Raw genomic sequence first — 26,809 nt, 5'->3', positions numbered from 1 at the left:
CGCTGACCATGACACGAAAGACCAAGGTCGCCGTCGTGTTCGGCGGGCGAAGCAGCGAGCACATGGTCTCCTGCCTGTCCGCCGGCAGCATCCTCCCGCACCTGGACCGCGAGCGGTTCGAGGTGGTGCCGGTCGGCATCACCCACGAGGACGGCCGGTGGGTGATCGGCGCCGACGACACCAAGGCGCTGGAGGTGCGCGACCGCCAGTTGCCGTCGGTGAACTCGCTGGTGCCCGTGTCCGGCGGCGAGCTGGTGCCGGTGTCGCCCGACGAGGTGCTGTCCGACGTGGACGTGGTGTTCCCGGTGCTGCACGGCGCCTGGGGCGAGGACGGGACCATCCAGGGCCTGCTGGAGCTGGCGTCCATCCCGTACGTGGGGCCGGGTGTGCTGGCGTCGGCGGTGGCGATGGACAAGGAGTTCACCAAGCGGCTGCTCCAGGGCGCCGGGCTGCCGGTGGGCGAGTTCGTCGTGCTGCGGCGGGACCAGGACACGCTGTCGGCGGACGACCGCGAGCGGCTGGGGCTGCCGGTCTTCGTGAAGCCGGCCCGTGCCGGGTCGTCGGTGGGCATCTCGAAGGTCGTGGACTGGTCGCACCTGGACAGCGCGATCGCCCTGGCGCGCAAGACCGACCCGAAGGTCATCATCGAGGCCGCGGTGTCGGGGCGCGAGGTCGAGTGCGGGGTGCTGGAGTTCCCGGACGGGCGGGTGGAGGCTTCCCTGCCGGCGGAGCTGCGCGTGGTCGGCGGTGCGGTGGACTGGTACGACTTCGACGCCAAGTACCTGGACGATGTTTGCGAGTTCGACATCCCGGCCAAGCTGGAGCCGCACGTGGCGGAGGCCCTGCGGGAGATGGCGATCACGGCGTTCCGGGCGTTGGATTGCCAGGGGTTGGCGCGGGTGGACTTCTTTGTGACGGATTATGACGAGTTGGTGGTGAACGAGGTGAACACCATGCCTGGGTTCACGCCGATTTCGATGTATCCGCGGATGTGGGCGGAGACCGGGGTGGATTATCCGGATCTGTTGACCACGTTGATCGAGACTGCGTTGGCTCGGGGGACCGGGCTGCGCTGAGCCTGCGCGCTGAGCCTGCGCGCTGGGGCTGCATCGCTGGGCCTGCTTGCTGGGCCTGCTTTTTGGGGCTGCGGGGGCGGAGCGCGTTGAGTTTGCGGGGGCGTCGAGTGTGCGGGGGTGCCTTCGGCTCGCTGTGGGTCGTGGCGCTGCGCCTTCAAGATCAAAAGCGCCTCGCCGGCGGGCAGGCCGCCGGGGAGGAAAAGCTAAGAGCGGGGGCTTTTCCGTCCTCCCCGTATGGCCTGGCGGAGCCGACCACAGATTTCCCCGGGTGCCGCTAAAATTTTTGCTCGTTCCTCACAAAAATTTCGGCCGCACCCGGGGAAATCTGTGGTAGCCCTTCGGGCAGGCCATACGGGGAGGACGGAAAAGCCCAAAAGCGGGGGCGCTGCGCGCCCTGTGACTGCTTGGGCTTTCAGCCCTTGGTGTCCACGGGTACTGGTGGGAGGGTGTCCCTGATCGTGGTCGAGATGTCCTGGAGGGGGCCTGTGCCCGCGTCTGCCGGGACGGTCAGTGCCACGTACACCGGGCGGTCGACCACGTACCACGTCGCGGAGCCCGCCTGGCTGATCTCCAGCCACTGCACGTCCGAGATGACCCGCAGCCGCGCCGTCGGGGTCAGGTCGCCCGGCCGGTCCAGGCCGCAGCGCAGGATGATCGGCTCGTGCTTCGCGTCACCCCACGCCAGCGCGCCCGCCGGGGCCGGGCTCGCCAGTTCTCGGCGGGGCATCTGCGCGCCGTTGGAGACCAGTTGCATCGGGAGTTTGCTCAGCAGCGCCTTGCACTCCTCGGACTCCGCCTTCGGCGCGGGCACGGGGACGACGGCCACCGGGCCCGAGCGGTCCGCGGTGGGGCCGGCCGGGTCTTCCTTGCCGCCCGCGCCCAGGAAGAGGCCCACGGCCGCCACGCCCGCCGCCAGCAGAGCGGGCAGGCCGATGGCCACCGCGAGCAGCGGGCGGGGGAGCAGGGACGTGCGTTCCGGTTCCTGTGCCACCCCGTTATGACAACACGGGCCTACAGGTGGACCACCGGGCAGGTCAGTGTTCGCGTGATGCCCTCGACGTTCTGGATGCGGGCGACCACGAGCTGTCCCAACTGGTCGACGGTGTCGGCCTCGGCGCGGACGATGACGTCGTACGGGCCGGTGACGTCCTCCGCGGTCGCGACGCCGGGGATGCCGGAGATCTCTGCCGCGACGGCGGCTGCCTTGCCGACCTCGGTCTGGATGAGGATGTATGCGTGCACCACGGCGTGCCCCTTCGTCGCGACAGGTTAGGTCGAGGTAGGAACGTGGTCAGCAACGTACCCCAGTTGGGGTTCCGAATGCTCAGAACGGGAGGCAATCTTGCGTCCGGAGCCGCCGCTGAACGCGGACACGGTCGCTGAAGTGGGTGAGTTCGGTCTCATCCGCCGGGTGACGGCCGGTAGGACGCAGCCGCCGACGACGCTCCTCGGACCCGGTGACGACGCGGCCGTCGTGGCCGCGCCGGACGGGCGTGTCGTGGTGTCCACCGACGTGCTCGTCGAAGGTGTCCACTTCAGACTCGACTGGTCGTCTCCCGAGCAGGTCGGCCGCAAGGCGGCGGCCGTCAACCTGGCCGACGTCGCGGCCATGGGAGCCGTGCCCACGGCCCTCACCGTGGGCCTCGCGTGCCCCGCCGACACGCCCTCCGCAGTGGTCGAGGGGATCACCGCCGGGCTGTGGCAGGAAGCCGCCGCCGCGGGGGCCGGTGTGGTGGGCGGGGACATGGTGTCCTCGGCAACACTGGTGATCTCCGTTACGGCCATGGGTGACATGAACGGTTTGGAGCCCGTCACCCGGTCGGGAGCCCAAGTGGGTGATGTCGTGGCGGTGTGCGGACGGCTCGGCTGGGCGGCCGGTGGGCTGGCCGTGTTGCAGCGCGGGTTCCGGTCGCCGGTGGCGGTCGTCGGGGCGCAGCGGAACCCCGAACCGCCGTACCCGGCGGGCCCGCAGGCGGCGGCGGCCGGGGCGACGGCGATGATCGACGTCTCCGACGGGCTGCTCGCCGACCTCGGCCACATCGCGGACGAGTCGGGCATCGGCATCGACATCCGCACCGAGCTGCTGGAGGTCCACCCGCGCCTGCTGGACGTGGCCTCGGCGCTGGGCGCGGACGCCCGGCACTGGGTGCTCACCGGGGGCGAGGACCACGCGCTGGCGGCCACGTTCCCGGACCCGAAGACCGTTCCGGAGGGGTGGCGCACCATCGGCACCGTGCGGCACGGGAGCGGGGTGACCGTCGACGGCCGGGTCTACGAGAAGCCGCCGGGCTGGGAGCACTGGCGATAACGCCTGGACGCGCGGGTTAACCTGGTTGGTGTGGAACTATTCACGCGCGCGTATGACCATCCAGACTCGGCGAAGCTGATCGCGGACCTCCAACAGGTCTTCGTGGTCCGCTACGGCGACCAGGACGTCACCCCGGTCGATCCCGCGCAGTTCGCCGCGCCCCTGGGGCACTTCGTCGTCGGCTACCTCGACGGCGTGCCGGTGGCGTGCGGCGGCTGGCGGGCGCACGACGTGGAGGACGCGCCGATCCGCCCCGGCGACGCGGAGATCAAGCGCATGTACACGGCGGACTCCGTGCGGGGACGGGGTCTGTCGCGGGTGGTCCTGGCGGAGCTGGAGTCCTCGGCGCGGGCCGTCGGGCGCACGCGGATGGTGCTGGAGACCGGGACCCGCCAGCCGGAGGCGATCCGGCTGTACGAGACCAGCGGGTACGAGCGCATCGACAACTTCGGTGTCTACCGGCATCATCCGGACAGCCTTTGCTTCGCGAAGGAGCTGTAGGAGGACCGCTGTGCCGATCTACGCGCTGGGCGACTACGAGCCGGTGATCCACCCGGACGCCTACGTGCACCCGGACGCCACCGTGATCGGCGACGTCCACATCCGCGCGCACGCGTCCGTGTGGCCGCAGGCGGTGCTGCGCGGCGACTCCGGGCGCATCGAGATCGGCGCGCGGACGTCGGTCCAGGACGGCACGGTGGTCCACTGCACCGAGGTCCACCCGGCGCTGATCGGCGAGGAGTGCGTGATCGGCCACAACGTCCACATCGAGGGCGCGACCATCGCGGACCGGTGCCTCATCGCGTCCGGTTCGGTGGTGCTCAACGGGGCCGTGGTGGAGACCGGCGCGATCGTCGGGGCGGGCGCGGTGGTGTCGTTCAACGGTCACGTGCCGTCGCGGGCGATGGCCCTGGGCGTCCCGGCGCGGGTGCGCGAGGGGTACACGGTGCCGGAAGGCGCCTGGCAGTTCGCGGTGGACAAGTACGTGAACAACATCGTGACCTACCGCAAGGATCTTCGCCGGATCGACTGAGATAGGGTCCACCGCCGTGGCACGTCCCCTTGAGGAAATCATGGAAGCCGGGTGGGCGCGCGCGCTCGCGCCGGTGGCCGACCAGATCGCGAAGATGGGCGAGTTCCTGCGCGCGGAGGTGGCCGCGGGTCGGACCTACCTGCCGGCCGGGGAGAACGTGCTGAGGGCGTTCCAGCAGCCGTTCCACGGGGTGCGGGTGCTGATCGTGGGCCAGGACCCGTACCCGACGCCGGGGCACGCGGTGGGCCTGTCGTTCTCGGTGTCGCCGGAGACGCGGCCGATCCCCAAGTCCTTGATCAACATCTACAAGGAGTACATGGACGACTTGGGGCACCCCAAGCCGTCCAACGGTGATTTGACGCCATGGACCGAGCAGGGCGTGCTCCTGTTGAACAGGGCGCTGACCGTGCAGCCGGGCAAGTCGAACTCCCACCAGGGCAAGGGGTGGGAGGCGGTGACCGAGCAGGCGATCCGGGCGTTGGCGGAGCGGTCGGAGCCGTTGGTGGCGATCCTGTGGGGGCGCAACGCGCGCAACCTGCGGCCGATGCTGGAGCCGTTCCCGTGCATCGAGTCGGCGCACCCGTCGCCGTTGTCGGCGGCGGCCGGGTTCTTCGGGTCCAAGCCGTTCTCGCGGGCGAACGAGCTGCTGGTCGAGCAGGGCGCCGAGCCGATCGACTGGAAGCTGCCCTAGCGGGGTGCGGGCGCGGGCCGGCGCTGTGAGGTTCGCCGCCCGCGCCGCCGAAGGGCTCCGCTGCCCGTTGGTGCCGTGGACGCCGCAAGGCCCCCGGAGCGAACCCCGGGGGCCTTGCGACAACGTTCGGACGCGGGTGTCAGCCGCGAACCACCTTGCCCGCCTTCAGGCACGAGGTGCACACGTTCAGCCGCTGCCGCTGCGAAGACGAGACCTTCGCGCGCACGGTCTGGATGTTCGGGTTCCACCGGCGGTTGGTGCGCCGGTGGGAGTGCGAGACCGACTTGCCGAAGCCCGGCCCCTTGCCACAGACGTCGCACACGGCAGCCACGTCAGCCACTCCTTAAGGTTTCTCCAGCGGTACTCACGCCCCGGCGGGCGCGCAAGCGTGCACAAGCCTCAGCCGGGCATGGCAACCTGGACAGGGTAGCCCGTCGGTCGCGACGCCTCCAAACCGGGGCCTGTCGGGATCGAATACCCTCCCCGCCATGCAGGCTCTCGATGCGGTCGCGGTGCGCCGGTGGGCGGACGCGTGTGTCCGGTCCCTGGACGCCAACCGGGACGACATCGACCGCATCAACGTCTTCCCCGTCCCCGACGGGGACACCGGCACGAACCTGTCCCAGACCATGCGCTCCGCCCAGGACTCCCTCCTGCGCACCCGCGCCGACGACGCGGGCCAGGCCCTCGCCGCGCTGGCCAGGGGCGCGCTGCAAGGCGCCCGGGGCAACTCCGGCGTGATCATCTCCCAGGTCCTGCGCGGTCTGGCGGAGGCCGCCCAGGGCGTGTCCGAGGCGGGCGGGGCGGCCATCCGGAACGCGCTCAAGCGGGCCGACGAGCTGGCCACCGCCGCCGTGTCCAAGCCGGTCCCGGGCACCGTCCTCACCGTGCTGCACGCCGCCGCCGAGGCCGCTCGCGACTGCCCCTCCGACGACCTCGACGAGGTCGTCACGGCCGCCGCGAAGGCCGGCGCCGAAGCCCTCGCCGACACCCCGCGCCAGCTCGCCGTCCTGGCCAAGGCCGGTGTGGTGGACGCTGGCGCGAAGGGCCTGGTCGTGCTCCTGGACACGCTGGTGGCGGTGATCACCGGCCAGCCCGTGGAGCACCAGAAGAGCACCGCGCCCCCGCGCACCGCCGAAGCCCTGACCACCGCCCGCGAGGCCGGGTCCGCGGACTTCGAGTACGAGGTCATGTACCTGCTGGAGGACCCGACCGACCCCGAGGACCTCAAGCAGCGCCTCAACGCCCTGGGCGACTGCGTCTCCGTGGTCGGCGACGGCGCGGGCCTGTGGACCGTCCACGTCCACTGCAACGACATCGGCGCGGCCATCGAGGCGGGCGTCGAGCAGGGCCGGCCGCACCGGATCACGGTCGCCCGGTTCGCCGACCAGGTCGAGGCGCAGGCCGTCCGGTTCGGGCAGGACCGCGCGGTGGTCGTGGTGGTCGACGGGGACGGCGCGCGGGAGCTGTTCCGGGGCGCGGGCGCGGTCGCGGCGGCGCCCGCCACCGACCCGGCCGACCTGCTCGCCCTCATCGCGGGCACCCGCGCGCGGCACGTCACCGTGCTGCCCACCGGCGAGGACATGCGCGGCCCGCTGGACGAGGCCGTCGCCTACGCCGTCGCGGCCGGGCAGGACGTCGTCGTGGTGCCCGCGTTCTCGCCGGTGCAGGCGCTGGCCGCGCTGGCCGTGCACGACCCGAACCGCCGCGCCGGCGACGACGTGGTCGCGATGGCCGAGGCCGCCGCCGCGACCCGGCGCGGCGAGGTGCGGGTCGCCGAACGGGAGGCGATCACGTGGGTGGGCCGGTGCGAACCCGGCGACCTGCTGGCCATGCAGGACGGCGAGGTGGTCATGGTCGAGCCGGCGGGCACCGACCCGGCCGCGCTCGCGTGCCGCCTGGTGGACCGGATGCTGGCCGGCGGCGGGGAGCTGGTGACCGCGCTGCTGGGCGAGGACGCCCCCGACGGGCTCGCGGAAACACTCGAAAGCCACCTCAGGATCGCCCATCCGGAGGTTGAAATCACGACGTACCGCGGTGGACAGCCCGGCGCCGCACTCGTTGTCGGTGTCGAGTAGTTGAATGGTCCGCGATGACGACCTTCGACGACAAGCTGGTGTCGGTGCTGGGCGGGAAGAGCGCCGACGCGCTGGAGAGCGGACTCGGCCTGACGACGGTCGGTGAGCTGCTGCGGCACTACCCGCGCCGCTACGACGAGCGCGGCAAGCTCACCGAGATCAAGGGCCTGGAACTGGGCGAGCACGCGACCGTCCAAGCACGCGTGAAGAGCGTCCGGCACCGCAGGATGAAGAGCCGCAACGGGGAGCTGCTCGAAGCCGTGATCACCGACGGGTCCTCGGACCTGCACCTGGTGTTCTTCGGCCGCGGGTCGCGGACCGTGGAGCGGGAGCTGCTGCCCAACCGGGAGGCCATGTTCGCGGGCAAGGTCGGCATGTTCAACGGCAAGCTCCAGCTCGCCCACCCCGACTACCAGGTGCTCGACGACGCCACCGACGACGCCGCCGCCAAGTTCGCGGGCGCGTTCATCCCGGTCTACCCGGCGGCGCAGGGCATCCAGTCCTGGCACGTGTCCAACTGCGTCGAGCAGGTGCTCGCCGTGTGGGAGGGGCTGGACGAGGACCCGCTGCCGGAGCGGCTGCGCGAGTCGCAGGACCTGATCGGGCTGGAGAAGGCGATCCGGTTCGTCCACCGCCCGGGGAGCTGGGCCGAGATCACCCTCGCGCAGCAACGACTGAAGTGGGACGAGGCCCTGGCCGTGCAGCTCGCCCTGGCCCAGCGCCGCAAGTCCGCCACCGCCCGCCCCGCGCCCGCGTGCCCGCCGAAACCGGGCATGGTCCGGGACGCCTTCGACGCGCGGCTGCCGTTCAAGCTCACCAAGGGGCAGGAGGAGGTCGGCGCGGCGATCGCGCGCGACCTGTCCGGCGAGCACCCGATGAACCGCCTGCTCCAGGGCGAGGTCGGCTCCGGCAAGGCCCAGCCGCTGGACTCGCTCGTGCTCACCCCCGAGGGCTTCGTGCCGATGGGGGAGATCGAGGTGGGCGCGGCGGTGGTCGCCGCCGACGGCACCACGACGACCGTCACCGGCGTCTTCCCGCAGGGCGAGCGCGAGGTCTACCGGGTGGTGCTCTCGGACGGGAAGTCCGTCGAGTGCGACCTCGACCACCTGTGGCAGGTGCACACCGGCGAGGTCAAGACGCTGCGCGAGCTGCGCGACGACCTCTACGACCTGGACGGCACGCCGAAGTGGCGGCTGCCGCTGGTGACCGCGCCGGACGTGGACTGCGTCGAGCTGGCGCCGGTCAAGGAACGCCACGAGCTGCTCCAGGGCCTGCTCACCACCGGCGGCCGGTGCGACGGCGTGGACGTCGTGTTCCGCACCGAGTCGGAGAACCTCGCCGAGTACGTCAGCGAGCTGGCCGAGTCGCTGGGCGGCACGGGCAGCATCGCGTTCGGCTACGAGCTGCACGAGGTGACCGTGCGGCTGCCCGAGGAGTTCCCGCCGTTCCGCGACGCCCTGGACCGCACCGCGCCGCCGGTGCGCCGCGTCGAGGCGGTCGAGTTCGTCGGCGTGAAACCGGTGCAGTGCATCTCCATCGCGCACCCGTCCCGGCTGTACGTGACCGACCACTTCGTCGTCACGCACAACACGATGGTGGCGCTGCGGGCGATGCTCCAGGTCGTGGACGCGGGCCGGCAGGCCGCCATGCTCGCGCCCACCGAGGTGCTCGCCGCGCAGCACGCCCGGTCGCTGGGCGAGCTGCTCGGCGACCTCGGGCAGGCGGGCGAGCTGGGCGCGGCCGAGCACGCGACCCGGGTGACCCTGCTGACCGGGTCCATGGGCACCGCCCAGCGCAAGAAGGCGCTGCTGGAGATCATGACCGGCGAGGCCGGGATCGTCGTCGGCACGCACGCCCTGATCCAGGACAAGGTCGAGTTCCACGACCTGGGCCTGGTGGTGGTGGACGAGCAGCACCGGTTCGGCGTCGAGCAGCGGGCCGCGCTGAGCGGGCGCGCGGGCGGGTCCACCCCGCACGTGCTGGTGATGACCGCGACCCCGATCCCGCGCACGGTCGCCATGACCGTCTACGGCGACCTTGAGGTCTCCGCGCTGCGCGAGCTGCCCGCCGGCCGGTCGCCGATCAGCACGTCCGTGGTGCCGGTGGCGCAGAAACCGTCCTGGCTGGACCGGGCCTGGCAGCGCATCCACGAGGAGGTCCGCAAGGGCCACCAGGTGTACGTGGTGTGCCCGCGCATCGGCGACGGCGAGAGCGAGGAGGACACCCCGCCGAAGAAGGACGACTCGTCGGACCGCCGCCCGCCGCTGGCCGTCGTGGACGTGGCGCAGAAGCTGTCCGAGGGGCCGTTGCACGGCCTGCGGATCGACATCCTGCACGGCCGGATGCCCCCGGACGAGAAGGACGCCGTCATGCGGGCCTTCGCCGCGGGCGAGGTGCAGGTGCTGGTCGCCACGACCGTGGTCGAGGTCGGCGTGAACGTGCCGAACGCGACCGTCATGGTGATCATGGACGCCGACCGGTTCGGCGTGAGCCAGCTCCACCAGCTGCGCGGCCGGGTCGGCCGGGGCAGCGCGCCGGGGCTGTGCCTGCTGGTGACGGAGATGCCCGACGGGACCTCGACCATGGAGCGGCTGCGCGCGGTGGAGTCCACGCTGGACGGTTTCGAGCTGGCCCAGCTCGACCTGGAGCTGCGGCGCGAGGGCGACATCCTCGGCGCGGCCCAGTCGGGCAAGCGGTCGGGGTTGAAGATGCTCTCGCTGCTGCGCGACGAGGACGTCATCGCGCAGGCGCGGATCGTGGCCACCGAGGTCGTCGACGCGGACCCGGACCTCGTCGCCCACCCGGGCCTGGCCGGCCTGGTGGCCGGGCTGCTGGACGAGGAGCGGGCGGAATACCTGGAGAAGGCGTAACGGGGATGCCGGGGGACTACGCCCAAGCGCGCGCCGAGGCGCTGGAGTTGCTGCGCGGCCGGCCGGACATGAGCGAGGTGGTCGTCCGGTCGATGGTGCCGGGGTGGCTGGCCACGCGGTACCTGTGGTCGATGGAGGCCTCGGGCGCGGTGATGCTGCTGGGCGGGGTGCTGTCGTGGCTGGCCAACCCCGGCCCGTGGTTCCTGCACGCGGTGGACCTGCTGCTGCTCGTGCTGGGCGCGGCCACGCTGGTGCGGGTGTGGCACGAGATCCGGCACCGGCGGGCGGAGGCGATGCGGCTGCGCGAGCACGGTCCCGACGAGTGCGACACGCTGCTGGACTCCGGGGTGGTGTTCCACGCGCGACCGTGGTGGCGGCGGTTGCTGGGGCTGTTGTTCGACCTGGCGGTGGTCGCGCTGCCGGTGGTGGTGGCGGTGCGGGCGTGGACCGCCGGTGACGCCGGGCAGAAGTTGTCCGCCGTGCTCGCGGTGGGGTGCGTGCTGCTGGGGTCGGCGCTGATGGTGCACGCGGCGCGCACGAGTTGGCAGTGGCGGCGGGCGTTCCTGTGGGAGTTCGACCTGGACCTGCCGCCGGTGCGCGAGGAATGGCACGTCCTGCTGCGGTGAGCCGTTCGACTTGGAATTCCCATTGAATTCCGATGCTCTTCGGCCGTAAATGTGCGGAATGGATGTGCGACCGGACCGCCTATTGTTCGCTGTGCCACAATTCCCGGCATCTTTCCGCGGTTACCGGAGGCACGGTTGGCACTGGTCGAGCGATTCGTCCTGGGCGTCGACGTCAAGGATTCCTCGGCGCTGCCCGCGCGCGTCCAGCACAAGCTCTACGAGGAGCTGGACCGGATGCTCGACGAGGCGTCGGCCCGGGTCGGGCTGGACCGGTCGGCGTGGACCAGGCAGCCCGGCGGCGACGGCGAGGTGGCCGTGCTGCCCGCGGACGTGGACCTGGTCGCGCTGGTGGGCGACTTCGTCCTGCGGCTGGACCGGCTGCTCACCGACCACAACGAGATCTCCGCGCCGGCGGCCCAGCTGCGCGTGCGGCTCGCCATGCACACCGGGGCGTTGACGCCCAGCAAGTTCGGCTTCGCCGGTCCGGCCCTGGTCACGCTGGCCCGGCTGCTGGACTCGAAGCCGGTGCGCGCCGCCCTGGACGCCGCGCCGACCGCCAACATGGCGCAGATCATCTCGGAGTCGCTGTTCCACAAGGCCGTGGCGGCCGAGCTGGACGGGCTGCGCCCGCGGCAGTTCCGGCAGGTCAGGGTGGACGTGAAGACCTTCCACGAGACCGCGTACGTGCACGTGCCCGGCGGCCCGCACCCACCGCCGCAGGGCTCGGCCTCCGAAGCGCCGCGGGACTCACCGCTCGGGCCGCCGCGGGATTCGCCGCTCGGGTCGTCGCAGGGCTCGCCGCTCGGGCCGTCGCAGGGCTCGCCGCTCGGGTCGTCGCAGGGTTCGCCGCCGCTCCGGCCCGGTCGGGGGTCCGGTGGTCTGCCGCCGTTCGCGCCGGGTCTTGAGCCGCTGATCACCATCGCCCGGCGCGCGGGCGGGCAGCCCGGAGGCTCGGCCGGGGTCGAGCCGGTGCGGCAGCCGGAGCCGGCGGTGGTGGAGCCGCCCGAGCTGGGCGAGGACGTCCGGCGGCTGTTGGCCGACCTGGGCGCCGCGCTGGGTGACCGCGCCTGGGAGCGGGCCGACGCGTTGACCACCGCGGCGCTGCTCACCGAGGCCGACCGGGTCGAGGAGGGCTGGCTGCGCTCGGGTGACGGTGCGAAGCTCACCGACCGGCTGCTGACCGAGCTCGACGCCGCCTGGTCGCGGCACTCCGGCGGCGCGTGGGGGTTCCGCGCCCAGCTGGAGGGCGTCGGCGGGACGTCCGCCGCCGGGTACTTCCGGTCGCTGTCCACCGCTTTCGGGTGGCGCGCGGACGACGACGGCACCGATCCCCCGTACGCCGAGTTCGGCCGGCGGGCGGACCGGTCGCGGCCGTTCTACCCGACGCTGCGCAACCCGGACCGCGAGCGGTTCCCGGAGTGGCACGACGAATGGTCGGACACGGTCGTGGCGACCCACGGGCGGCTGCGGTCCTGGGCGTGGTGACGGAGGTGCTGCTCGTGGCGGTGGTGTGGGCGCTCCCGGCGGTGGCGTTCGCGGTCTGGCTGGCGGTGACCAGCTGGTGGCGGCTGTCCGACGACGAGGTCGGGATCGTGGTGAAGCGCTTCGGGCGGCGGCGGCGCGACGACGACCCGAAGGTGAGCCTGTACGGGGCGAAGGGCGTGCAGGCGGCGGTGCTCGCGCCCAACTCGTTCGAGTTCCTGCCGAAGTTCCTCTACGACGTCCAGCGGGTGCCGGTGACCCACGTGCCCAGCGGCACGATCGGGGTGGTGGTCGCCAAGGTCGGCCGGCCGCGCCCGCCGGGCCGGACGATCGCGAAGCACGTCGAGTGCGACCACTTCCAGGACGCCGCCGCGTTCCTGCGCGCGGGCGGCGAGCAGGGCCGGCAGCAGGAGGTGCTGGTCAGCGGGTCCTACCGGATCAACACCCGGGCGTTCACCGTGATCACCGTCGAGCGGCCGGAGGAGATGGCGCGCGAGCGCCTGACCGAGGCCGACCTGACCGACGTGGACGTCGAGGTCGGCGAGGCGGGCGTGGTGATCACCCGGTTCGGCGGCAAGCCGGACCCGAGCGAGGTCGGCCCGGTGGTCGAGGGCCACGAGGGGTTCCAGCTGCCGTGGGTGTTCCAGGAGCGCGGCGGGCGGCTGGGCGTGCAGCGGGAGACGTTGGACGGCGGTGGCCGGTACCCTCTCAACCCGTGGTTCGCGCACGTGGTGAAGGTGCCGACGCGGGTGCTGATCCTGGAGTGGAACCGCGAGCCCAAGCCCGGTGACAACCTGGACGTGTCGCTGGAGCAGATCGTGCTGGACGTGCAGGGCTACACGGTCCGCCTGGACATGAAGCAGACCGTCCAGATCCCGCCCGAGGTGGCGCCGGAGCTGGTCCTGCGCTTCGGCACGCGCGGCCCGGACGCGCAGACCCCCGTGCAGCAGTTCGTGCAGAAGGAACTCGCGCCGATCGTGAAGAGCTACTTCCGGCGCAAGGCCGCCACCTACCGGATCCAGGAGTTCATCACCAAGTACAGCGAGGTGAGCAACGACCTGGCCGACGCGGTGCGGCAGGCGATGAAGCCGATCGGTGTGCGGGCGATCCGGACCACGCTGGAAGAGTTCGAGTGCGACCAGCAGGACATCAACGACCTGCGCCGGGACATCGCCAACCAGGAGAAGCGCGCCGAGCTGGAGTCGGCGGAGCTGGCCGCGCTGACCAAGCGCGAGGCCGCGCGGGACCAGATCGAGCTGCAGCGGATGAAGGTCCGGGAGGCCGAGGCCGAGCTGGCCCTGGTGGAGATCCGCGCGCTGGTCAAGCTGCTCGGCCCGGCGCAGGTGGCGACCGAGCGGATCGTGCGCGAGCTGGCCAAGGCCCCGGTGCCGCAGGTGATCGGCGGCAGCGGCGACATGGCGCAGCAACTGCTCAGCGTCATGCCCATCGCCCAGGCCCGGGACATGCTGATGACCCTGCTCGACCAGAACCCGCCTCGACCCCGCGCGGTGGAGGAGTAGTAACGTCGCCGCACTGTGCGCCGTGTGCTGCTAGCCCTGATGCCGTTGTTGCTGGTCGCGTGCACGACCGGCGGCGAGGCCGCGCCCCCGACGGCGTCCTCGCTGCCCAAGGGCGACCTGGCGGTGCTGGCGGAGAGGATCGACCAGCGCCGGTCGGAGCTGAAGACGGCCCGGTTCCACACCGAGGGCTTCGCGTCGGACGGCGCGTCCACCGAGGTCCGCAACGTCGTGGACGGCACCCTGCGCCAGGAGCCCGAGGGCGTGCGGGGCGCGCTGACGATGACCATGACCACCGCCGGCCAGAACCGGAAGATGGACATGGTGATCGCCCGGGAGGGCATCTACGTGCACGTCGACGGCGCCCCGATGCCCGAGGGCAAGCGGTGGGGCCTCTACACGTCGGGCAACAACGGCGAGGTGACGGCGTTGCTGCGGGGTTTCGGGCCCGGCGCGACGGTCGGCGCGGAACTCGACTACGTGCAGCCGCGGGCGGCGCTGATCGTGTCGAAGGCGGCGGAGGCCGTGGACGGGGTGGCGGCGACCCGGTACGACCTGGTGGTCGATCCGCTCAAGATGGCGAAGATCATCAAGGACTCGGACACCCAGTTGCAGCACACGCAGTTGGCGGAGCACGGCGTCACGATCAACGCCGTGGTGTGGGTGGACGGGGAGGGGACCCCGCTGAAGGCGGAGTACCGGTTCGAGCTGGAGGGCAAGGTGGTCAAGCAGTCCACCACCCGGTTCACGCAGTGGGGCGGGACGTTCGACGTGCCGTTGCCCCCGGCCGCGGAGGTCGTCCCGGCCGACCAGCTCCCCGGCTGATCCGCGGGGAGGGCCGGCCGGAGCGCGGCTACTTCCGCTTCGGCACGGGGAGTTGCTTCGTGGGCTGCTCGGACACCGGGGTGTCGGCGGCGTCCGAGCGCTCGGCGGCGGCCTTCGCCCCGGCCTCCACCGAGGCCTCCTCGTCCGCCTCCACGTCCAGGGGCGTGAGGCTGGACACCGCGTTCAGGACCGCCTCCTGCGCCGCCGTGAACTGCTCGGTCAGCGCCTTGTGGACGGTGTGCAGTTCGGTGAGCTTGCGGTCGGCGGCCGTGATGCGGCTGTCGGCGTAGGTGTCCGCCTCGGCGGTCTTCTTCTCGGCCGCCGCCTTCGCCTCGGCGAGCGTCTTCTCCGCCTGGGCGGACGCCTCGGCAAGCTGCTTCTCCGCCGCCGCGTTGGCGTCGGCCACGGCCTTCTCCGCCTTGGCCAGCGCCTCGGACTCCAGCTCGGCGACCTGCCGGGCGGACTCCTCGCGCAGCTTCTCCACCTCCGCGCGGGCCTCTTCCAGCAGCTTCGCGGCCTCGGCCTTGGCCTCCACGACGTGCACCTCGTGCTCCTTGCGGAGCGTGGTGCGCAGCTCGTCGTACTCCTTGTCGAGGTCGTCGTGGTAGCCCTTGTACTTCGCGTCGAGGTCCACCCGGCGCTTTTCCAGGTCCTTGGTCTTCTCGTCGAACTCGGCCGCGAGGCGGTCGTGGTCGGCGCGGGTCTGGGCGAGCAGGGCCTCGTGCTCGGCGGTCAGCTTGGCGCGCAGCTCCTCGTGCGTGCGCTCCAGCTCCGCCCGGCGCTCCTGGTACTGCTGCTCCAGCTCGGCCGTGCGCTGCTGGTGGGCCGCCTCCAGCTGCTTGCGGCGCTCCTCGACCTCGCCCATCGCGCGTTGGTGGGCGGCGCGGCCCTCGGCGGCGAAGCGCTCGGCCTCGGCCCGGGTGGCGTTGGCCTGGTCGAGCGCGCCCTTGCGGATGTCGGCGATCTCCTCCTCGGCCAAGGTCATCATCACGCGCACGCGTTCGGTGACGTTCGAGGCGTTGACCGGGCTGTTGGCCAGGTTGCCCAGTTGCGCCTTGACCTTGTCCAGCTCCGCGCGGGTGCTGTTGAGCAGCTTGGTCAGCTCGCCCACCTGGGCCGTCGCCGCGTCGCGCGCCCGGTTGGAGTTCTTGAGGTCGAACTCCAGCCGTGTCACGCGCTCGTTGACCTGCCGCTGGTTGTACCCGCGCAGAACGACGTCGAAATGGGTGCGGGCAGCAGGCTGCCCCGTCCCTTCAGCCCCGGCCATAAGCCCAACCCTACCGAGAAGTCCACTCCGCCATTCACCCGATGCAGCGAACGCACTGTAACGGGTCGGTGATCGTGCGCTCACAGTCCACCGCACTCGCCGCCGTCCCGCAGTGTGAGCCGTTCGGTCGGGGGCTGCGGGCCGGACCTCCGCACGGGACAATTCCCCGGCCGGGGCCGTGCTTGACCGGGTGAGTGAACGATCACGATGACGTCCGTCACGTGGGATGAACCTCCCGACCAGCGGGAACCTCACGGTAGCGTGCCTTGATTGACCGCCGAGTGACCTGGGAGGGAACGCCGAATGTTCCGCAAGGTTCTTGTCGCCAACCGCGGCGAGATCGCGATCCGGGCTTTTCGCGCTGCCTACGAGCTGGGCGCCGGCACGGTTGCCGTCTTCCCCCACGAGGACCGCAATTCACTGCACCGGCTGAAGGCCGACGAGTCCTACGAGATCGGTGAACCCGGCCACCCCGTCCGGGCCTACCTCTCCGTCGACGAGATCATCAAGGCCGCCCGCAAGGCGGGCGCCGACGCGGTGTACCCGGGCTACGGCTTCCTGTCGGAGAACCCCGAGCTGGCCAAGGCGTGCGCCGACGCCGGGATCACGTTCGTCGGACCGCCGTCCGAGGTGCTGGAGCTGACCGGCAACAAGGCGCGCGCGATCGCCGCCGCCCGCGAGGCCGGGCTGCCCGTGCTGCGCTCCAGCGAGCCGTCCAGCGACATCGACGCGCTGGTGGAGGCCGCGAAGGGCATCGACTTCCCGGTGTTCGTGAAGGCCGTCGCCGGCGGTGGTGGCCGCGGCATGCGCCGCGTCGAGGACCCGGCCGCGCTGCGGGAGTCCCTGGAGGCCGCGTCCCGCGAGGCCGAGTCGGCGTTCGGCGACCCGACGGTGTTCCTGGAGCAGGCCGTCGTCGAGCCCCGCCACATCGAGGTGCAGATCCTCGCCGACGGCGAGGGCAACGTGATGCACCTGTTCGAGCGGGACTGCTCGGTGCAGCGCCGCCACCAGAAGGTCATCGAGATCGCGCCCGCGCCCAACCTCGACCCCGAGCTGCGCGAGCGCATCTGCAACGACGCCGTCCGGTTCGCCCGCCACATCGGCTACCGCAACGCGGGCACGGTCGAGTTCCTGCTCGACCCGCAGGGCCGGTACGTCTTCATCGAGATGAACCCGCGCATCCAGGTCGAGCACACGGTCACCGAAGAGGTCACCGACGTGGACCTGGTGCAGTCGCAGATGCGCATCGCCTCCGGCGAGACGCTCGACGACCTGGGCCTGAGCCAGGACACCGTGCAGCTGCGCGGCGCGGCCCTCCAGTGCCGCATCACCACCGAGGACCCGGCCAACGGGTTCCGCCCGGACACCGGCATGATCAGCGCCTACCGCTCGCCGGGCGGCTCGGGCATCCGGCTCGACGGCGGCACCACCGGCGCCGGCACCGTGGTCAGCGCGCACTTCGACTCGATGCTGGTGAAGCTGTCGTGCCGCGGCCGGACGTTCGCCGCCGCCGTGGCCCGCGCCCGCCGCGCCGTGGCGGAGTTCCGCATCCGCGGCGTGTCCACGAACATCCCGTTCCTGCAGGCGGTGCTGGACGACGAAGACTTCTACCAGGGCCGGGTCACCACCTCGTTCATCGAGAAGCGCCCGCACCTGCTCACCGCGCGGCACTCGGCCGACCGCGGCACGCGCCTGCTGACCTACCTGGCGGACGTGACGGTCAACAAGCCCAACGGTCCGCGCCCGTCCGCGGTGGACCCGAAGGACAAGCTGCCGGCCATCGACCTGGGCGTGGAGCCGCCGGCGGGGTCCAAGCAGAAGCTGACCGAGCTGGGCCCCGAGGGCTTCGCCCGCTGGCTGCGGGAGAGCAAGGCGCTCGCGGTCACCGACACGACGTTCCGCGACGCCCACCAGTCGCTGCTGGCGACCCGCGTGCGCACCAAGGACCTGCTCGCGGTCGCCCCGCACGTGGCGCGCCTGACGCCGCAGCTGCTGTCCCTGGAGGCGTGGGGCGGCGCGACCTACGACGTGGCGCTGCGGTTCCTCGCCGAGGACCCGTGGGAGCGGCTGGCGGCGCTGCGCGAGGCCGTCCCGAACATCACGCTGCAGATGCTGCTGCGCGGCCGGAACACGGTCGGCTACACCCCGTACCCGGAGGCCGTGACTTCGGCGTTCGTGGAGGAGGCGACGAAGACCGGCATCGACATCTTCCGGATCTTCGACGCGTTGAACGACGTCGAGCAGATGCGGCCGGCGATCGAGGCGGTGCGCGAGACCGGGACGGCGGTCGCCGAGGTGGCCCTGTGCTACACGGCCGACCTGTCCAACCCGGACGAACGGCTCTACACGCTCGACTACTACCTCAAGCTGGCCGAGCAGATCGTCGGCGCGGGCGCGCACGTGCTGGCCGTGAAGGACATGGCGGGCCTGCTGCGCCCGCCGGCCGCGGCCCGGCTGATCACCGCGCTGCGCAAGGAGTTCGACCTGCCGGTGCACCTGCACACGCACGACACGGCGGGCGGCCAGCTGGCGACCTACCTCGCGGCCATCCAGTCCGGTGTGGACGCGGTGGACGGCGCGGCGGCGTCCATGGCGGGGACGACGTCCCAGCCGCCGCTGTCGGCGATCGTGGCGGCCACCGACCACACCGAGCACGCCACGGGCCTGTCGTTGCAGGCGGTGTGCGACATCGAGCCGTACTGGGAGGCCGTGCGCAAGGTGTACGCGCCGTTCGAGTCCGGCATCCCCGGGCCGACGGGTCGCGTGTACCACCACGAGATCCCCGGCGGTCAGCTGTCGAACCTGCGCACCCAGGCGGTCGCGTTGGGCCTCGGGCAGAAGTTCGAGGAGATCGAGGCCATGTACGCGGCGGCGGACCGGATGCTCGGTCGCCTGGTGAAGGTGACGCCGTCGTCCAAGGTGGTCGGCGACCTGGCGCTGCACCTGGTGGGCGCGGGCGTGTCCCCGAAGGACTTCGAGGCCGACCCGGGCCGGTTCGACATCCCGGCGTCGGTGGTCGGGTTCCTGTCCGGCGAGCTGGGCGACCCGCCCGGCGGCTGGCCGGAGCCGTTCCGCAGCAAGGCGCTGCAGGGCCGCGCGGCCCCGAAGGGCGTGGCCGAGCTGACGCCGGAGGACGAGGAGGGCCTGGCCTCGGACCGCCGCAACACCCTCAACCGCCTGCTGTTCCCGGCGCCGACGAAGGAGTTCCGGGCGCACCGGGACGCCTACGGCGACACGAGCGTGTTGACCAGCAAGGACTTCTTCTACGGCCTGCGGCCGGGCGAGGAGTACCAGGTCGACCTGGAGCCGGGCGTCCGGCTGCTGATCGGCCTGGAGGCCATCGGCGAGGCGGACGAACGCGGCATGCGCACGGTCATGGCCACCCTGAACGGCCAACTCCGCCCGATCCAGGTCCGCGACCGGTCGATCGCGGCGGAGGTCCCGGCGGCGGAGAAGGCGGACCGCACCAACCCGGACCACGTGGCCGCGCCGTTCGCGGGTGTCGTCACGCCGTCGGTGGCGGAGGGCGACTCGGTGGATGCCGGCCAGACGGTGGCGACCATCGAGGCCATGAAGATGGAGGCCGCCATCACCGCGCCGAAGGCCGGCCGCGTGAAGCGGTTGGCCGTGGGCGGGGTGCAACAGGTCGAGGGCGGCGATCTGTTGATCGTGCTGGAGTGAGAGCGCGAGCGTGACCGGGCCGGGCATCCCATGGGGGTGCCCGGCCCGTTTTGCTTGGGGAGGCGGTGGACGCCGCTCACGTGGCCCGGGTGACGTCGGTTGAGGACTCGGCGCGGGTTCGAGTGGCGGTGACGTGGGTCTCGGGTTATCTCCATCGGATGGGGGAACCCGGTCGGGCGTGTTGGCGTTGGAGGAGCCATGAAGAAGGTCACCGCAGCGCTGCTCGGGTTGGCGGCCGGTGTGGTCGCGTGGGGGTTGCGGGACGTGCCCGGGGCGTTGGGCGGACGGCCCGGCGGGGAGCGGGTGTGGCGGTCGCCGCGGTATTGGGACGGGAAGTTCCACAACGCCGTGCGCACGCGCACCATGCCCGCCGGGAGTGCCGGGGACACCGCGCGCGAACTGGTCTTCGGCGGGCAGCGACGGCACCCCGTCGGGTCCGTGCCGCTGGTCCCCGCCCCGCACGACGTGGCGCGGGAAGGGCTGCACCTCACCTGGTACGGGCACGCGTCCACCCTGGTCGAGATCGACGGCGCCCGGATCCTGCTCGATCCCGTGTGGAGCGACCGCTGCTCGCCGTCCCGCCTCGTCGGGCCCAAGCGGCTGCACGCCGTGCCGCACACGTTGGCCGAGGTCGGGCCGGTGGACGCCGTCGTCATCTCGCACGACCACTACGACCACCTCGACCAGGCGACCGTCCGCGACCTGACCGCCACCACGCACGCCGTCTTCGTCGTCCCGCTGGGCATCGGGGCGCACCTGCGCCGCTGGAAGGTGCCCGAGGCGCGGATCGTCGAGCTGGACTGGGACGAGTCGCACGAGGTCGCCGGCGTTCGGCTGGTCGCCTCGCCCGCGCAGCACTTCTCCGGCCGCGGCTTCCGGCGCGACAACACGCTGTGGGCGTCCTGGGCGATCCTCGGCCCCGAGCACCGCGTCTACTACAGCGGCGACACCGGGTACTTCGACGGCTACAAGCGCATCGGCGACAAGTACGGCCCGTTCGACGCGTCCCTGATCCAGATCGGCGCGTACGGACCGGGCTGGCCGGACATCCACATGACGCCCGAGGAGGGCGTCGCCGCGCACCGCGACGTCCGGGGCGGGCTGCTGGTGCCGGTCCACTGGGCGACCTTCAACCTGGCCTTCCACGACTGGTCGGAACCCGTCGACCGGGTGTGGCGCGAGGCCAAGGCGTGGGAGGTCCCGCTCGCCGTCCCCCGACCCGGTGAAAGGATCGACGTGGACGATCCCCCGCAGGTCGACGGATGGTGGCAGGCACTCGCATGAGCACGAGCACGAACCCAGGCACGGACACACGCGCTCGGACGGCGGTCGTGACCGGTGGCGGCACCGGCATCGGGCGGGCCATCGCCGCGGAACTGGTGGCGCGTGGCCTGGAGGTGGTCGTGACCGGCCGCCGCAAGGACGTGCTGGAGGCCGCGGCGGCGGAGATCGGCGCGCGGGCGGTGGCGTTCGACGCGGCCGACCCGGACCAGGTCGAGGCCGCGCTGGCCGACCTGCCGTCCACTGTGGACGTCCTGGTCAACAACGCCGGCGGGCTCGCCGGGGGCGACGACCTGAAGAGCCAGTGGCTCGCGACCTACGAGTCCAACGTCGTCACGGCCGTCCTGGTCACCACCGCGCTGGAACCCCGGCTCGCCGAACAGGCCCGGGTGGTGACCATCGGGTCCATCGCCGGCCGGCGCGGCGGCGGCAGCTACGGCGCGGCGAAGGCGGCGGTCGAGGCGTGGACCGCCGAGCTGGCGTTCAAGCTCGGCGGGCGGGGCATCACGGCCAACGTCGTGTCGCCCGGCTTCATCGAGGACACCGAGTTCTTCGGCGGCGCGATGACCGACCAGCGCCGGGCGACGCTCGTCGCCCAGACCGCGAACGGCCGCGCCGGCACCCCGGCGGACGTGGCCGCCACCGTGGCGTTCCTCACCTCGCCGGAGGCCGGCCACATCACCGGCCAGGTGGTCCCGGTCAACGGCGGCGCGCACCTGGGACGATGAGGGCGTGACCAGGATCGTGGCGGGCGTGGCCGGGGGCCGGCGGCTCCAGGTACCCCCGCGGGGCACGCGCCCCACCTCCGACCGGGTGCGCGAGGCGTTGTTCAGCTCGCTCGAAGCGCTCGTCGACCTCGACGGCGTCCGCGTCCTCGACCTCTACGCGGGCAGCGGCGCGCTGGGGTTCGAGGCGCTGTCGCGGGGCGCGGCGCACGCCACGTTCGTCGAGTCGGACAAGCGGGCTGCCGAAGTCTTGAAGGGCAACGCCCGGACGATCGGGCTGCCCGGCGCGGTGGTCGTCAACCGGACCGCGCTGGCCGCCGTCGCCAACCCGCCCGAAGCCCCGTGCGACGTGGTCTTCGCCGACCCGCCCTACGACGTGACCGACGGTCAGCTGGCCGAGGTGCTCGCCGCGCTGGTCGCGAACGGGTGGACCACCACGGGCTCGGTGGTCGTCGTCGAACGGTCCGCGCGCACTCCTGAACCGATCTGGCCGCCCGTGCTGGAATCGTTGCGCAGCAAGCGATACGGCGACACGGCGTTGTACTGGGCGGAGCACGCCGGCCCGCACGGGTGATGCGGACCACGACCGGAGTGGACGCATCCGATCGGGTGCTACCGTCCGAAACCATGACGCGTGCCGTGTGCCCCGGCTCCTACGACCCGGCCACCAACGGACACCTGGACATCATCGGCAGAGCGGCGAAGCTCTTCGACGAGGTCGTCGTCGCCGTGCTCATCAACAAGAACAAGAAGACCCTGTTCTCGGTGGAAGAGCGCACGGACATGCTGCGCGAAGTGACCGCCCAGTGGCCGAACGTGCGGGTGGACTCGTGGCACGGCCTGCTGGTCGACTACTGCCGGGAGAACGACATCAAGGCCATCGTCAAGGGCCTGCGCGCGGTCAGCGACTACGACTACGAGCTGCAGATGGCCCAGATGAACCACCAGCTCACCGGCGTCGAGACGCTGTTCATGCCGACCAACCCGATCTACAGCTTCCTGGCCAGCTCGCTGGTCAAGGACGTGGCGACCTACGGCGGCGACGTGTCCACGCTGCTGCCCCCGTCGATCATGGCCCGCCTGACCCAGCGCCTCGCCGAGCGCCGCTGAGGCGCGTCGAGCACACTCCCGGTGGCCGGATCATCACACGATGTGGTGATTCGGCCACTCGCATGAATGACGTCACACCGGTCTGACCTGAGCCCATCTGAAAGCTTGATCACCTACGCCAACACGCGCCCCCGATCTCCCGGCGTGTCGTGATCGGGCAGGGCACACTAGGACGGGTACCGCAGTGTGGGCGTGGGGAGTGTGCCGTGTACCGGGTGTTCGAGGCCCTCGACGAGCTGGTCACGATCGTCGAGGAAGCGCGTGGCGTGCCGATGACCTCCGGGTGCGTCGTCCCCCGCGGTGACGTGCTCGAACTGCTCGACGACGTCCGCGACGCCATCCCGGCGGAGCTGGACGACGCGCAGGACGTCCTCGACCACCGCGACGAGCTGGTCGGCAAGGCCCAGCACGAGCTGGAGGCCGCCACCAGCAAGGCCCGCGCCGAGGCGGAGCGGATCGTCGCCGAGGCCCAGCACGAGGCCGAGCGGATGCTGTCCGAGGCCCGTTCGCGCGCCGAGCGCATGGTCGCCGAGGCCGAGGACCAGGCGCAGCGCACGGTCAACGCCGGTCGCCAGGAGTACGAGGACCTGGTCGGCCGCGCCCACGCCGAGGCCGACCGCATGGTGCAGGCCGGCCGCGCCAACTACGAGCGCGCCATCGAGGAGGGCCGCGCCGAGCAGGCCCGCCTGGTCGACGCCACCGAGGTCGTGCAGGCCTCGCACGCCGAGTCCGCGCGCATCCTGGAGGCCGCCCAGGCCGAGGCGATCCGGCTGCGCAGCGAGTGCGACGCCTACGTGGACGGCAAGCTCGCTGACTTCGAGGACCTGCTCGCGCACACCCTGCGCAGCGTCGGCAAGGGCCGCTCGCACCTGCGCGGCCCGGCGGTCAACGCCGCCGCCGCGCCGTTCGACTACCACGAGTCAGCGGCCCGCTGAGGCGGCGCGGCCCGCGCGGTCACCGCCCGCCCAGGCCCCTGAGCACCCGATTTCACGTCACGGCCGGTTGTCCCGTACCCTTGACCGGCTGGCCGTGGTAAGTCACCCGTCGGCGAAACCAACATCATGTCTGAGCACCGTCACGCCTCCGCGCGTCCCGCAGCCACCGGGCCCTGGGTCATCGACACCAGGGACCTCGGGCGTCGTGCGGGCTCTTCACGCGCGGTGACCCGGTCGGTGCCCGCCGAGGGAATGGGCCTCGAAGGCGTGATCGCGGTGCCGCAGGGTGGCGTCGTCGACTTGGACCTCCTGCTGGAGTCCGTGGTCGAGGGCGTCCTGGTGACGGGCACGGCCTCGACGGTGGTCGAAGGGGAGTGCTCGCGCTGCCTGGAGCCGCTGTCGGCGAAGGTCGAGGTGGAGCTGACGGAGCTGTACGCCTACCCGGACAGCACCACGGACGAGACCACCGAGGAGGACGAGGTCAGTCGGTTGCACGACGACCTGGTCGACCTCGAACCTGTGGTGAACGACGCCATCGTGCTGTCGCTGCCGCAGGTGCCGCTGTGCTCGCCGGACTGCCCCGGGCTGTGCGTCGACTGCGGTGGCAAGCTGGCTGAGCTCGGCCCCGACCACGGGCATGAGACGATTGACCCCCGGTGGGCCGCTCTGCGCGAGCGGTTCGACGGGAATCGTGACAATCCAGAGGAGAACTAGTCGTGGCCGTCCCGAAGCGGAAGATGTCGCGCTCGAACACGCGCTCGCGCCGCGCTCAGTGGAAGACCGCTGCCGTGCACCTGGTGGCCTGCTCGAACCGGGCCTGCCGCCAGCCGAAGCCGCAGCACGTCGCCTGCCCGGCCTGTGGCCAGTACGACGGCCGCCAGGTCGTCCAGCCGGCCTGACCTCCTCCAGCGAAGAGAAGCGGCGCACAGTGGGGGGCAGGTCGTCGCGCGGTCGGTCCGCCGACCGCGCCCCGTTGCTCGAAGCGCTCGGCGTCCCCTTGGACGCCGAGCTGCTGACGCTCGCACTGACACACCGGTCGTACGCGTACGAGAACGGCGGCCTGCCGCCGAACGAGCGACTGGAGTTCCTCGGCGACGCGGTGCTCGGCCTCGTCGTCACCGACCACCTGTACCGGACTCACCCGGAACTGCCCGAGGGTCAGCTCGCGAAGCTGCGGGCCAGCGTGGTGAACATGCACGCGCTGGCCGGTGTGGCCCGGGGCCTGGGCGAGGACGGTCTGGGCGGGCACCTGCTGCTCGGTCGCGGCGAGGAGCTGACCGGCGGCAGGGACAAGGCGAGCATCCTCGCGGACGGCCTGGAGGCCGTCATCGGCGCGGTGTACCTGCAGTTCGGCATCGACACCGCGCGTCAACTGGTCCACCGCCTGTTCGACCCGCTGTTGGCGGAGGCGCCGCTGCGCGGCGCGGGCCTGGACTGGAAGACCAGCCTGCAGGAGCTGACGGCTTCGGCCGGGCTCGGCGTCCCCGAGTACCGGGTGGACGACCAGGGTCCCGACCACCGCAAGGAGTTCACCGCCACGGTGATCGTGGGTGGCCAGTCCCACGGCGCCGGCGACGGGAAGACCAAGAAGGAAGCCGAGCAGAAGGCGGCCGAGGCCGCCTACCGGGTGCTGTCGGAACGGGTCCGCGCGGAGCAGGAAGCCGCCGCGGCCGGCAACGGGCACGCCCAGAACTCGGCGACACCGCGGACTTCACCCACCAAGGAAGACTGACGCCGATGTATGCCACGAACGTCCGGACGACCCGGCGCGTGCGCGACCGCCGACCCTCCCGACCGTTGAACGCCACCCGCAGCGGCGGCATCCAGGGCCTGGTCCTGGTCCGCGACACCGCGCAGAACGGTGGCTGGATGCTCAAGCCGACCAAGCCGCAGGCCGCCGCCTACGAGCTGCTGGAGGAGCTGGAGCAGGCCGCCGCCGAAGAGACCGCCGAGAACGAGGACTGACCACCCGCACGTGCCCGAGCTGCCCGAGGTCGAAGTAGTCCGCCGAGGCCTGCACGAGCACGTCGCCGGTCGGACCGTCGCCTCCGTCGAGGTCCTGCACCCCCGTGCGATCCGCCGCCACCTGCCCGGTGCGGCGGATTTCGCGCACCGGTTGACCGGTCGCACCATGGTCGAGGCCCGGCGGCGGGGCAAGTACCTGTGGGTGGACCTGTCCGAGGGCGACGCGCTGCTCGCGCACCTCGGCATGAGCGGCCAGATGCTGGTCCAGCCGCCCGGGGCGCCGGACGAGAAGCACCTGCGGGTGCGGGTCCGGTTCGCCGACGACGGTCCCGAGCTGCGGTTCGTGGACCAGCGGACGTTCGGCGGGCTCGCGCTGGCCGACCTGGTCGACGTGGACGGCACCGCGCTGCCCGAGCCGGTCGCGCACATCGCGCGCGACCCGATGGACCCGGCGTTCGACCTGGCGGCGGCGGTGGCCGCCCTGCGCAGGCGGCGCACCGAGGTGAAGCGGGCGTTGCTGGACCAGACGCTGGTGTCCGGTGTCGGCAACATCTACGCCGACGAGGCGTTGTGGCGGTCGAGGCTGCACGGCCTGCGGCCGACCGGGAAGTTGACGCGGGCGAAAGCGGAAGAACTGCTCACGCACGCGTCCGACGTGATGCACGAGGCGTTGGGCGAGGGTGGGACTTCTTTCGACGCGCTGTACGTGAACGTGAACGGCCAGTCGGGGTACTTCGACCGTTCGCTCACCGTTTACGGGCAGGAGAACCGGCCGTGCCGCCGGTGTGGCACGGCCGTGGTGCGAGAACCTTTCATGAACCGTTCGTCGTTCTCGTGCCCGCGCTGCCAACCGAGGCCGCGCGGGCTCGGGCGTTAGCGGGTTCTCGGTTCCGCGAGGCGGCGCAGCAGCGGGGTGACCGAGCGGACGTGGTCGCGCTCCTCTTCGGACAGCCGCGACAGCCGTTCGGAGAGCAGCTCGGCCTCGCCGTGCGCGAGGGAGACGATCGTGTCCCGACCCGCGCCGGTCAGCTCCACGATGGTCGCGCGCCCGTCGGCCGGGTCGGCTTCGCGACGCACCAGGCCGCTGGATTCCAGCCCCGTCACCACGGTCGTCGCCGTGGGTTGGGAGCACAGGGCGCGGACCGCGATCTCGCCGATGCGCATGGGGCCCTGGGCGGCCAGCTCGGCGAGGACGAGGAGCTGCGTGGGTTGGAGCCGTCGGACCGACGCCGACTGCCGCAGGCTGCGGACGAGCCGGTGGACGGCGACCACGAGCTGTAACGCGTCTTGGTTGGTCACACTGGTGGTCATCGTGGACCTCCTCGTGGCTCACCCACCG

General features: G+C 71.9%; 27 protein-coding genes. 22 read left to right on the top strand and 5 right to left on the bottom strand.

Going from position 1 to position 26,809, the window contains the following annotated elements; translation table 11 throughout:
* Positions 1-8 precede the first annotated feature (8 nt).
* On the top strand, positions 9-1,076 hold the full coding sequence (locus AB0A74_RS23280; protein WP_358252426.1) for a D-alanine--D-alanine ligase family protein: 1,068 nt from the start codon (positions 9-11) through the stop codon (positions 1,074-1,076).
* Positions 1,077-1,488: 412 nt separating this feature from the next.
* On the opposite strand, the gene AB0A74_RS23275 is transcribed toward AB0A74_RS23280, so the two are convergent.
* Both AB0A74_RS23275 and AB0A74_RS23270 read right to left on the bottom strand, forming a co-directional pair.
* A complete protein-coding gene (locus AB0A74_RS23275; RefSeq protein WP_358252424.1) occupies positions 1,489-2,067 on the bottom strand; it encodes a DUF3515 domain-containing protein in 579 nt (192 codons plus the stop codon).
* A gap of 20 nt (positions 2,068-2,087) precedes the next feature.
* The gene (locus tag AB0A74_RS23270) at positions 2,088-2,321 is read right to left on the bottom strand and encodes an Lrp/AsnC ligand binding domain-containing protein (RefSeq protein ID WP_015104517.1); all 234 of its coding nucleotides are present in this window, start codon (positions 2,319-2,321) and stop codon (positions 2,088-2,090) included.
* 97 nt (positions 2,322-2,418) lie between these two features.
* Here AB0A74_RS23270 and AB0A74_RS23265 point away from each other — a divergent pair, with 97 nt between their 5' ends.
* The 4 genes from AB0A74_RS23265 to AB0A74_RS23250 are packed head-to-tail and all read left to right on the top strand — an operon-like array spanning position 2,419 to position 5,108.
* The gene (locus AB0A74_RS23265; protein WP_358252422.1) at positions 2,419-3,384 is read left to right on the top strand and encodes a thiamine-phosphate kinase; all 966 of its coding nucleotides are present in this window, start codon (positions 2,419-2,421) and stop codon (positions 3,382-3,384) included.
* A gap of 30 nt (positions 3,385-3,414) precedes the next feature.
* Positions 3,415-3,885 carry a GNAT family N-acetyltransferase gene (locus tag AB0A74_RS23260; RefSeq protein WP_358252420.1) on the top strand — a complete coding sequence of 157 codons (471 nt, stop codon included), beginning with the start codon at positions 3,415-3,417 and terminating at the stop codon, positions 3,883-3,885.
* 10 nt (positions 3,886-3,895) lie between these two features.
* Positions 3,896-4,417, top strand: coding sequence for a gamma carbonic anhydrase family protein (locus AB0A74_RS23255; protein WP_358252418.1), 522 nt, complete (start codon positions 3,896-3,898; stop codon positions 4,415-4,417).
* Positions 4,418-4,433: 16 nt separating this feature from the next.
* Positions 4,434-5,108, top strand: a complete 675-nt coding sequence (locus AB0A74_RS23250; protein WP_358252416.1) for a uracil-DNA glycosylase — start codon at positions 4,434-4,436, stop codon at positions 5,106-5,108.
* A gap of 139 nt (positions 5,109-5,247) precedes the next feature.
* Here the strand turns inward: AB0A74_RS23250 and rpmB are convergent, their stop codons facing one another.
* A complete protein-coding gene (rpmB, locus tag AB0A74_RS23245) occupies positions 5,248-5,439 on the bottom strand; it encodes a 50S ribosomal protein L28 (protein ID WP_015804671.1) in 192 nt (63 codons plus the stop codon).
* 157 nt (positions 5,440-5,596) lie between these two features.
* On the opposite strand from rpmB, the gene AB0A74_RS23240 reads away from it, so the two are divergent.
* From AB0A74_RS23240 to AB0A74_RS23215, 6 genes are all read left to right on the top strand, one after another.
* Positions 5,597-7,186, top strand: a complete 1,590-nt coding sequence (locus AB0A74_RS23240) for a DAK2 domain-containing protein (protein WP_358252414.1) — start codon at positions 5,597-5,599, stop codon at positions 7,184-7,186.
* A gap of 14 nt (positions 7,187-7,200) precedes the next feature.
* Positions 7,201-10,056, top strand: coding sequence for a helicase-related protein (locus tag AB0A74_RS23235; RefSeq protein WP_358252412.1), 2,856 nt, complete (start codon positions 7,201-7,203; stop codon positions 10,054-10,056).
* Positions 10,057-10,061: 5 nt separating this feature from the next.
* The gene (locus tag AB0A74_RS23230) at positions 10,062-10,682 is read left to right on the top strand and encodes a hypothetical protein (protein WP_358252410.1); all 621 of its coding nucleotides are present in this window, start codon (positions 10,062-10,064) and stop codon (positions 10,680-10,682) included.
* A 135-nt stretch (positions 10,683-10,817) separates the two neighbouring features.
* Positions 10,818-12,167 (top strand): GUN4 domain-containing protein, encoded by a 1,350-nt coding sequence (locus AB0A74_RS23225; protein ID WP_358252408.1) that lies wholly within the window; start codon positions 10,818-10,820, stop codon positions 12,165-12,167.
* Positions 12,161-13,684 (top strand): SPFH domain-containing protein, encoded by a 1,524-nt coding sequence (locus AB0A74_RS23220; RefSeq protein ID WP_358252406.1) that lies wholly within the window; start codon positions 12,161-12,163, stop codon positions 13,682-13,684. Before AB0A74_RS23225 ends, AB0A74_RS23220 begins: the two co-directional genes overlap by 7 nt.
* 24 nt (positions 13,685-13,708) lie before the next feature.
* Positions 13,709-14,506 (top strand): hypothetical protein, encoded by a 798-nt coding sequence (locus tag AB0A74_RS23215; protein ID WP_358252405.1) that lies wholly within the window; start codon positions 13,709-13,711, stop codon positions 14,504-14,506.
* Positions 14,507-14,534: 28 nt separating this feature from the next.
* On the opposite strand, the gene AB0A74_RS23210 is transcribed toward AB0A74_RS23215, so the two are convergent.
* A complete protein-coding gene (locus tag AB0A74_RS23210) occupies positions 14,535-15,773 on the bottom strand; it encodes a hypothetical protein (protein WP_358252403.1) in 1,239 nt (412 codons plus the stop codon).
* Positions 15,774-16,076: 303 nt separating this feature from the next.
* Between AB0A74_RS23210 and AB0A74_RS23205 the strand changes: the two genes are divergently transcribed.
* From AB0A74_RS23205 to mutM, 11 genes are all read left to right on the top strand, one after another.
* Complete coding sequence (locus AB0A74_RS23205; RefSeq protein WP_358252401.1) at positions 16,077-19,454, top strand: pyruvate carboxylase; 3,378 nt, start codon at positions 16,077-16,079, stop codon at positions 19,452-19,454.
* Between the two features lie 198 nt (positions 19,455-19,652).
* On the top strand, positions 19,653-20,738 hold the full coding sequence (locus tag AB0A74_RS23200; RefSeq protein WP_358252400.1) for an MBL fold metallo-hydrolase: 1,086 nt from the start codon (positions 19,653-19,655) through the stop codon (positions 20,736-20,738).
* Entirely contained in the window at positions 20,735-21,463 is a 729-nt protein-coding gene (locus tag AB0A74_RS23195) for an SDR family oxidoreductase (RefSeq protein WP_358252398.1), read from the top strand. The genes AB0A74_RS23200 and AB0A74_RS23195 overlap by 4 nt, the downstream gene beginning before the upstream one ends.
* A 4-nt stretch (positions 21,464-21,467) precedes the next feature.
* Positions 21,468-22,034, top strand: a complete 567-nt coding sequence (gene rsmD / locus AB0A74_RS23190; RefSeq protein ID WP_358252396.1) for a 16S rRNA (guanine(966)-N(2))-methyltransferase RsmD — start codon at positions 21,468-21,470, stop codon at positions 22,032-22,034.
* Between the two features lie 53 nt (positions 22,035-22,087).
* A complete protein-coding gene (coaD, locus tag AB0A74_RS23185; protein WP_309114040.1) occupies positions 22,088-22,570 on the top strand; it encodes a pantetheine-phosphate adenylyltransferase in 483 nt (160 codons plus the stop codon).
* Between the two features lie 206 nt (positions 22,571-22,776).
* A complete protein-coding gene (locus AB0A74_RS23180; protein ID WP_343932280.1) occupies positions 22,777-23,505 on the top strand; it encodes a DivIVA domain-containing protein in 729 nt (242 codons plus the stop codon).
* 126 nt (positions 23,506-23,631) lie between these two features.
* Positions 23,632-24,219 carry a YceD family protein gene (locus AB0A74_RS23175; RefSeq protein ID WP_358252394.1) on the top strand — a complete coding sequence of 196 codons (588 nt, stop codon included), beginning with the start codon at positions 23,632-23,634 and terminating at the stop codon, positions 24,217-24,219.
* Between the two features lie 2 nt (positions 24,220-24,221).
* The gene (gene rpmF, locus AB0A74_RS23170) at positions 24,222-24,404 is read left to right on the top strand and encodes a 50S ribosomal protein L32 (RefSeq protein WP_015104500.1); all 183 of its coding nucleotides are present in this window, start codon (positions 24,222-24,224) and stop codon (positions 24,402-24,404) included.
* A gap of 29 nt (positions 24,405-24,433) precedes the next feature.
* On the top strand, positions 24,434-25,237 hold the full coding sequence (gene rnc, locus AB0A74_RS23165) for a ribonuclease III (protein ID WP_358252392.1): 804 nt from the start codon (positions 24,434-24,436) through the stop codon (positions 25,235-25,237).
* Between the two features lie 5 nt (positions 25,238-25,242).
* On the top strand, positions 25,243-25,470 hold the full coding sequence (locus tag AB0A74_RS23160; protein WP_343932285.1) for a hypothetical protein: 228 nt from the start codon (positions 25,243-25,245) through the stop codon (positions 25,468-25,470).
* 10 nt (positions 25,471-25,480) lie between these two features.
* Positions 25,481-26,347 carry a bifunctional DNA-formamidopyrimidine glycosylase/DNA-(apurinic or apyrimidinic site) lyase gene (gene mutM / locus AB0A74_RS23155; RefSeq protein WP_358252390.1) on the top strand — a complete coding sequence of 289 codons (867 nt, stop codon included), beginning with the start codon at positions 25,481-25,483 and terminating at the stop codon, positions 26,345-26,347.
* Here mutM and AB0A74_RS23150 read toward each other — a convergent pair.
* Positions 26,344-26,781, bottom strand: coding sequence for a MarR family transcriptional regulator (locus tag AB0A74_RS23150; RefSeq protein WP_358252389.1), 438 nt, complete (start codon positions 26,779-26,781; stop codon positions 26,344-26,346). The two genes, mutM and AB0A74_RS23150, sit on opposite strands and share 4 nt — an antisense overlap.
* Positions 26,782-26,809: the final 28 nt, after the last annotated feature.

Source organism: Saccharothrix sp. NPDC042600 (assembly GCF_040647305.1).
Taxonomy (GTDB): Bacteria; Actinomycetota; Actinomycetes; order Mycobacteriales; family Pseudonocardiaceae; genus Actinosynnema; species Actinosynnema mutabilis.
Note: the sequence above shows the minus strand (reverse complement) of the source record. Positions and strands in the feature narration are given on the sequence as shown.

Excerpts from the sequence above, each read along its gene's own strand:
- AB0A74_RS23195 (WP_358252398.1), top strand. The coding sequence starts at position 20,735 with ATGAGCACGAGCACGAACCCAGGCACGGACACACGCGCTCGGACGGCG.
- AB0A74_RS23150 (WP_358252389.1), bottom strand. The coding sequence starts at position 26,781 with ATGACCACCAGTGTGACCAACCAAGACGCGTTACAGCTCGTGGTCGCC.
- AB0A74_RS23160 (WP_343932285.1), top strand. The coding sequence starts at position 25,243 with ATGTATGCCACGAACGTCCGGACGACCCGGCGCGTGCGCGACCGCCGA.
- AB0A74_RS23235 (WP_358252412.1), top strand. The coding sequence starts at position 7,201 with ATGACGACCTTCGACGACAAGCTGGTGTCGGTGCTGGGCGGGAAGAGC.
- AB0A74_RS23205 (WP_358252401.1), top strand. The coding sequence starts at position 16,077 with ATGTTCCGCAAGGTTCTTGTCGCCAACCGCGGCGAGATCGCGATCCGG.
- AB0A74_RS23240 (WP_358252414.1), top strand. The coding sequence starts at position 5,597 with ATGCAGGCTCTCGATGCGGTCGCGGTGCGCCGGTGGGCGGACGCGTGT.
- AB0A74_RS23200 (WP_358252400.1), top strand. The coding sequence starts at position 19,653 with ATGAAGAAGGTCACCGCAGCGCTGCTCGGGTTGGCGGCCGGTGTGGTC.
- AB0A74_RS23230 (WP_358252410.1), top strand. The coding sequence starts at position 10,062 with ATGCCGGGGGACTACGCCCAAGCGCGCGCCGAGGCGCTGGAGTTGCTG.
- AB0A74_RS23175 (WP_358252394.1), top strand. The coding sequence starts at position 23,632 with ATGTCTGAGCACCGTCACGCCTCCGCGCGTCCCGCAGCCACCGGGCCC.
- AB0A74_RS23280 (WP_358252426.1), top strand. The coding sequence starts at position 9 with ATGACACGAAAGACCAAGGTCGCCGTCGTGTTCGGCGGGCGAAGCAGC.
- coaD (WP_309114040.1), top strand. The coding sequence starts at position 22,088 with ATGACGCGTGCCGTGTGCCCCGGCTCCTACGACCCGGCCACCAACGGA.
- AB0A74_RS23210 (WP_358252403.1), bottom strand. The coding sequence starts at position 15,773 with ATGGCCGGGGCTGAAGGGACGGGGCAGCCTGCTGCCCGCACCCATTTC.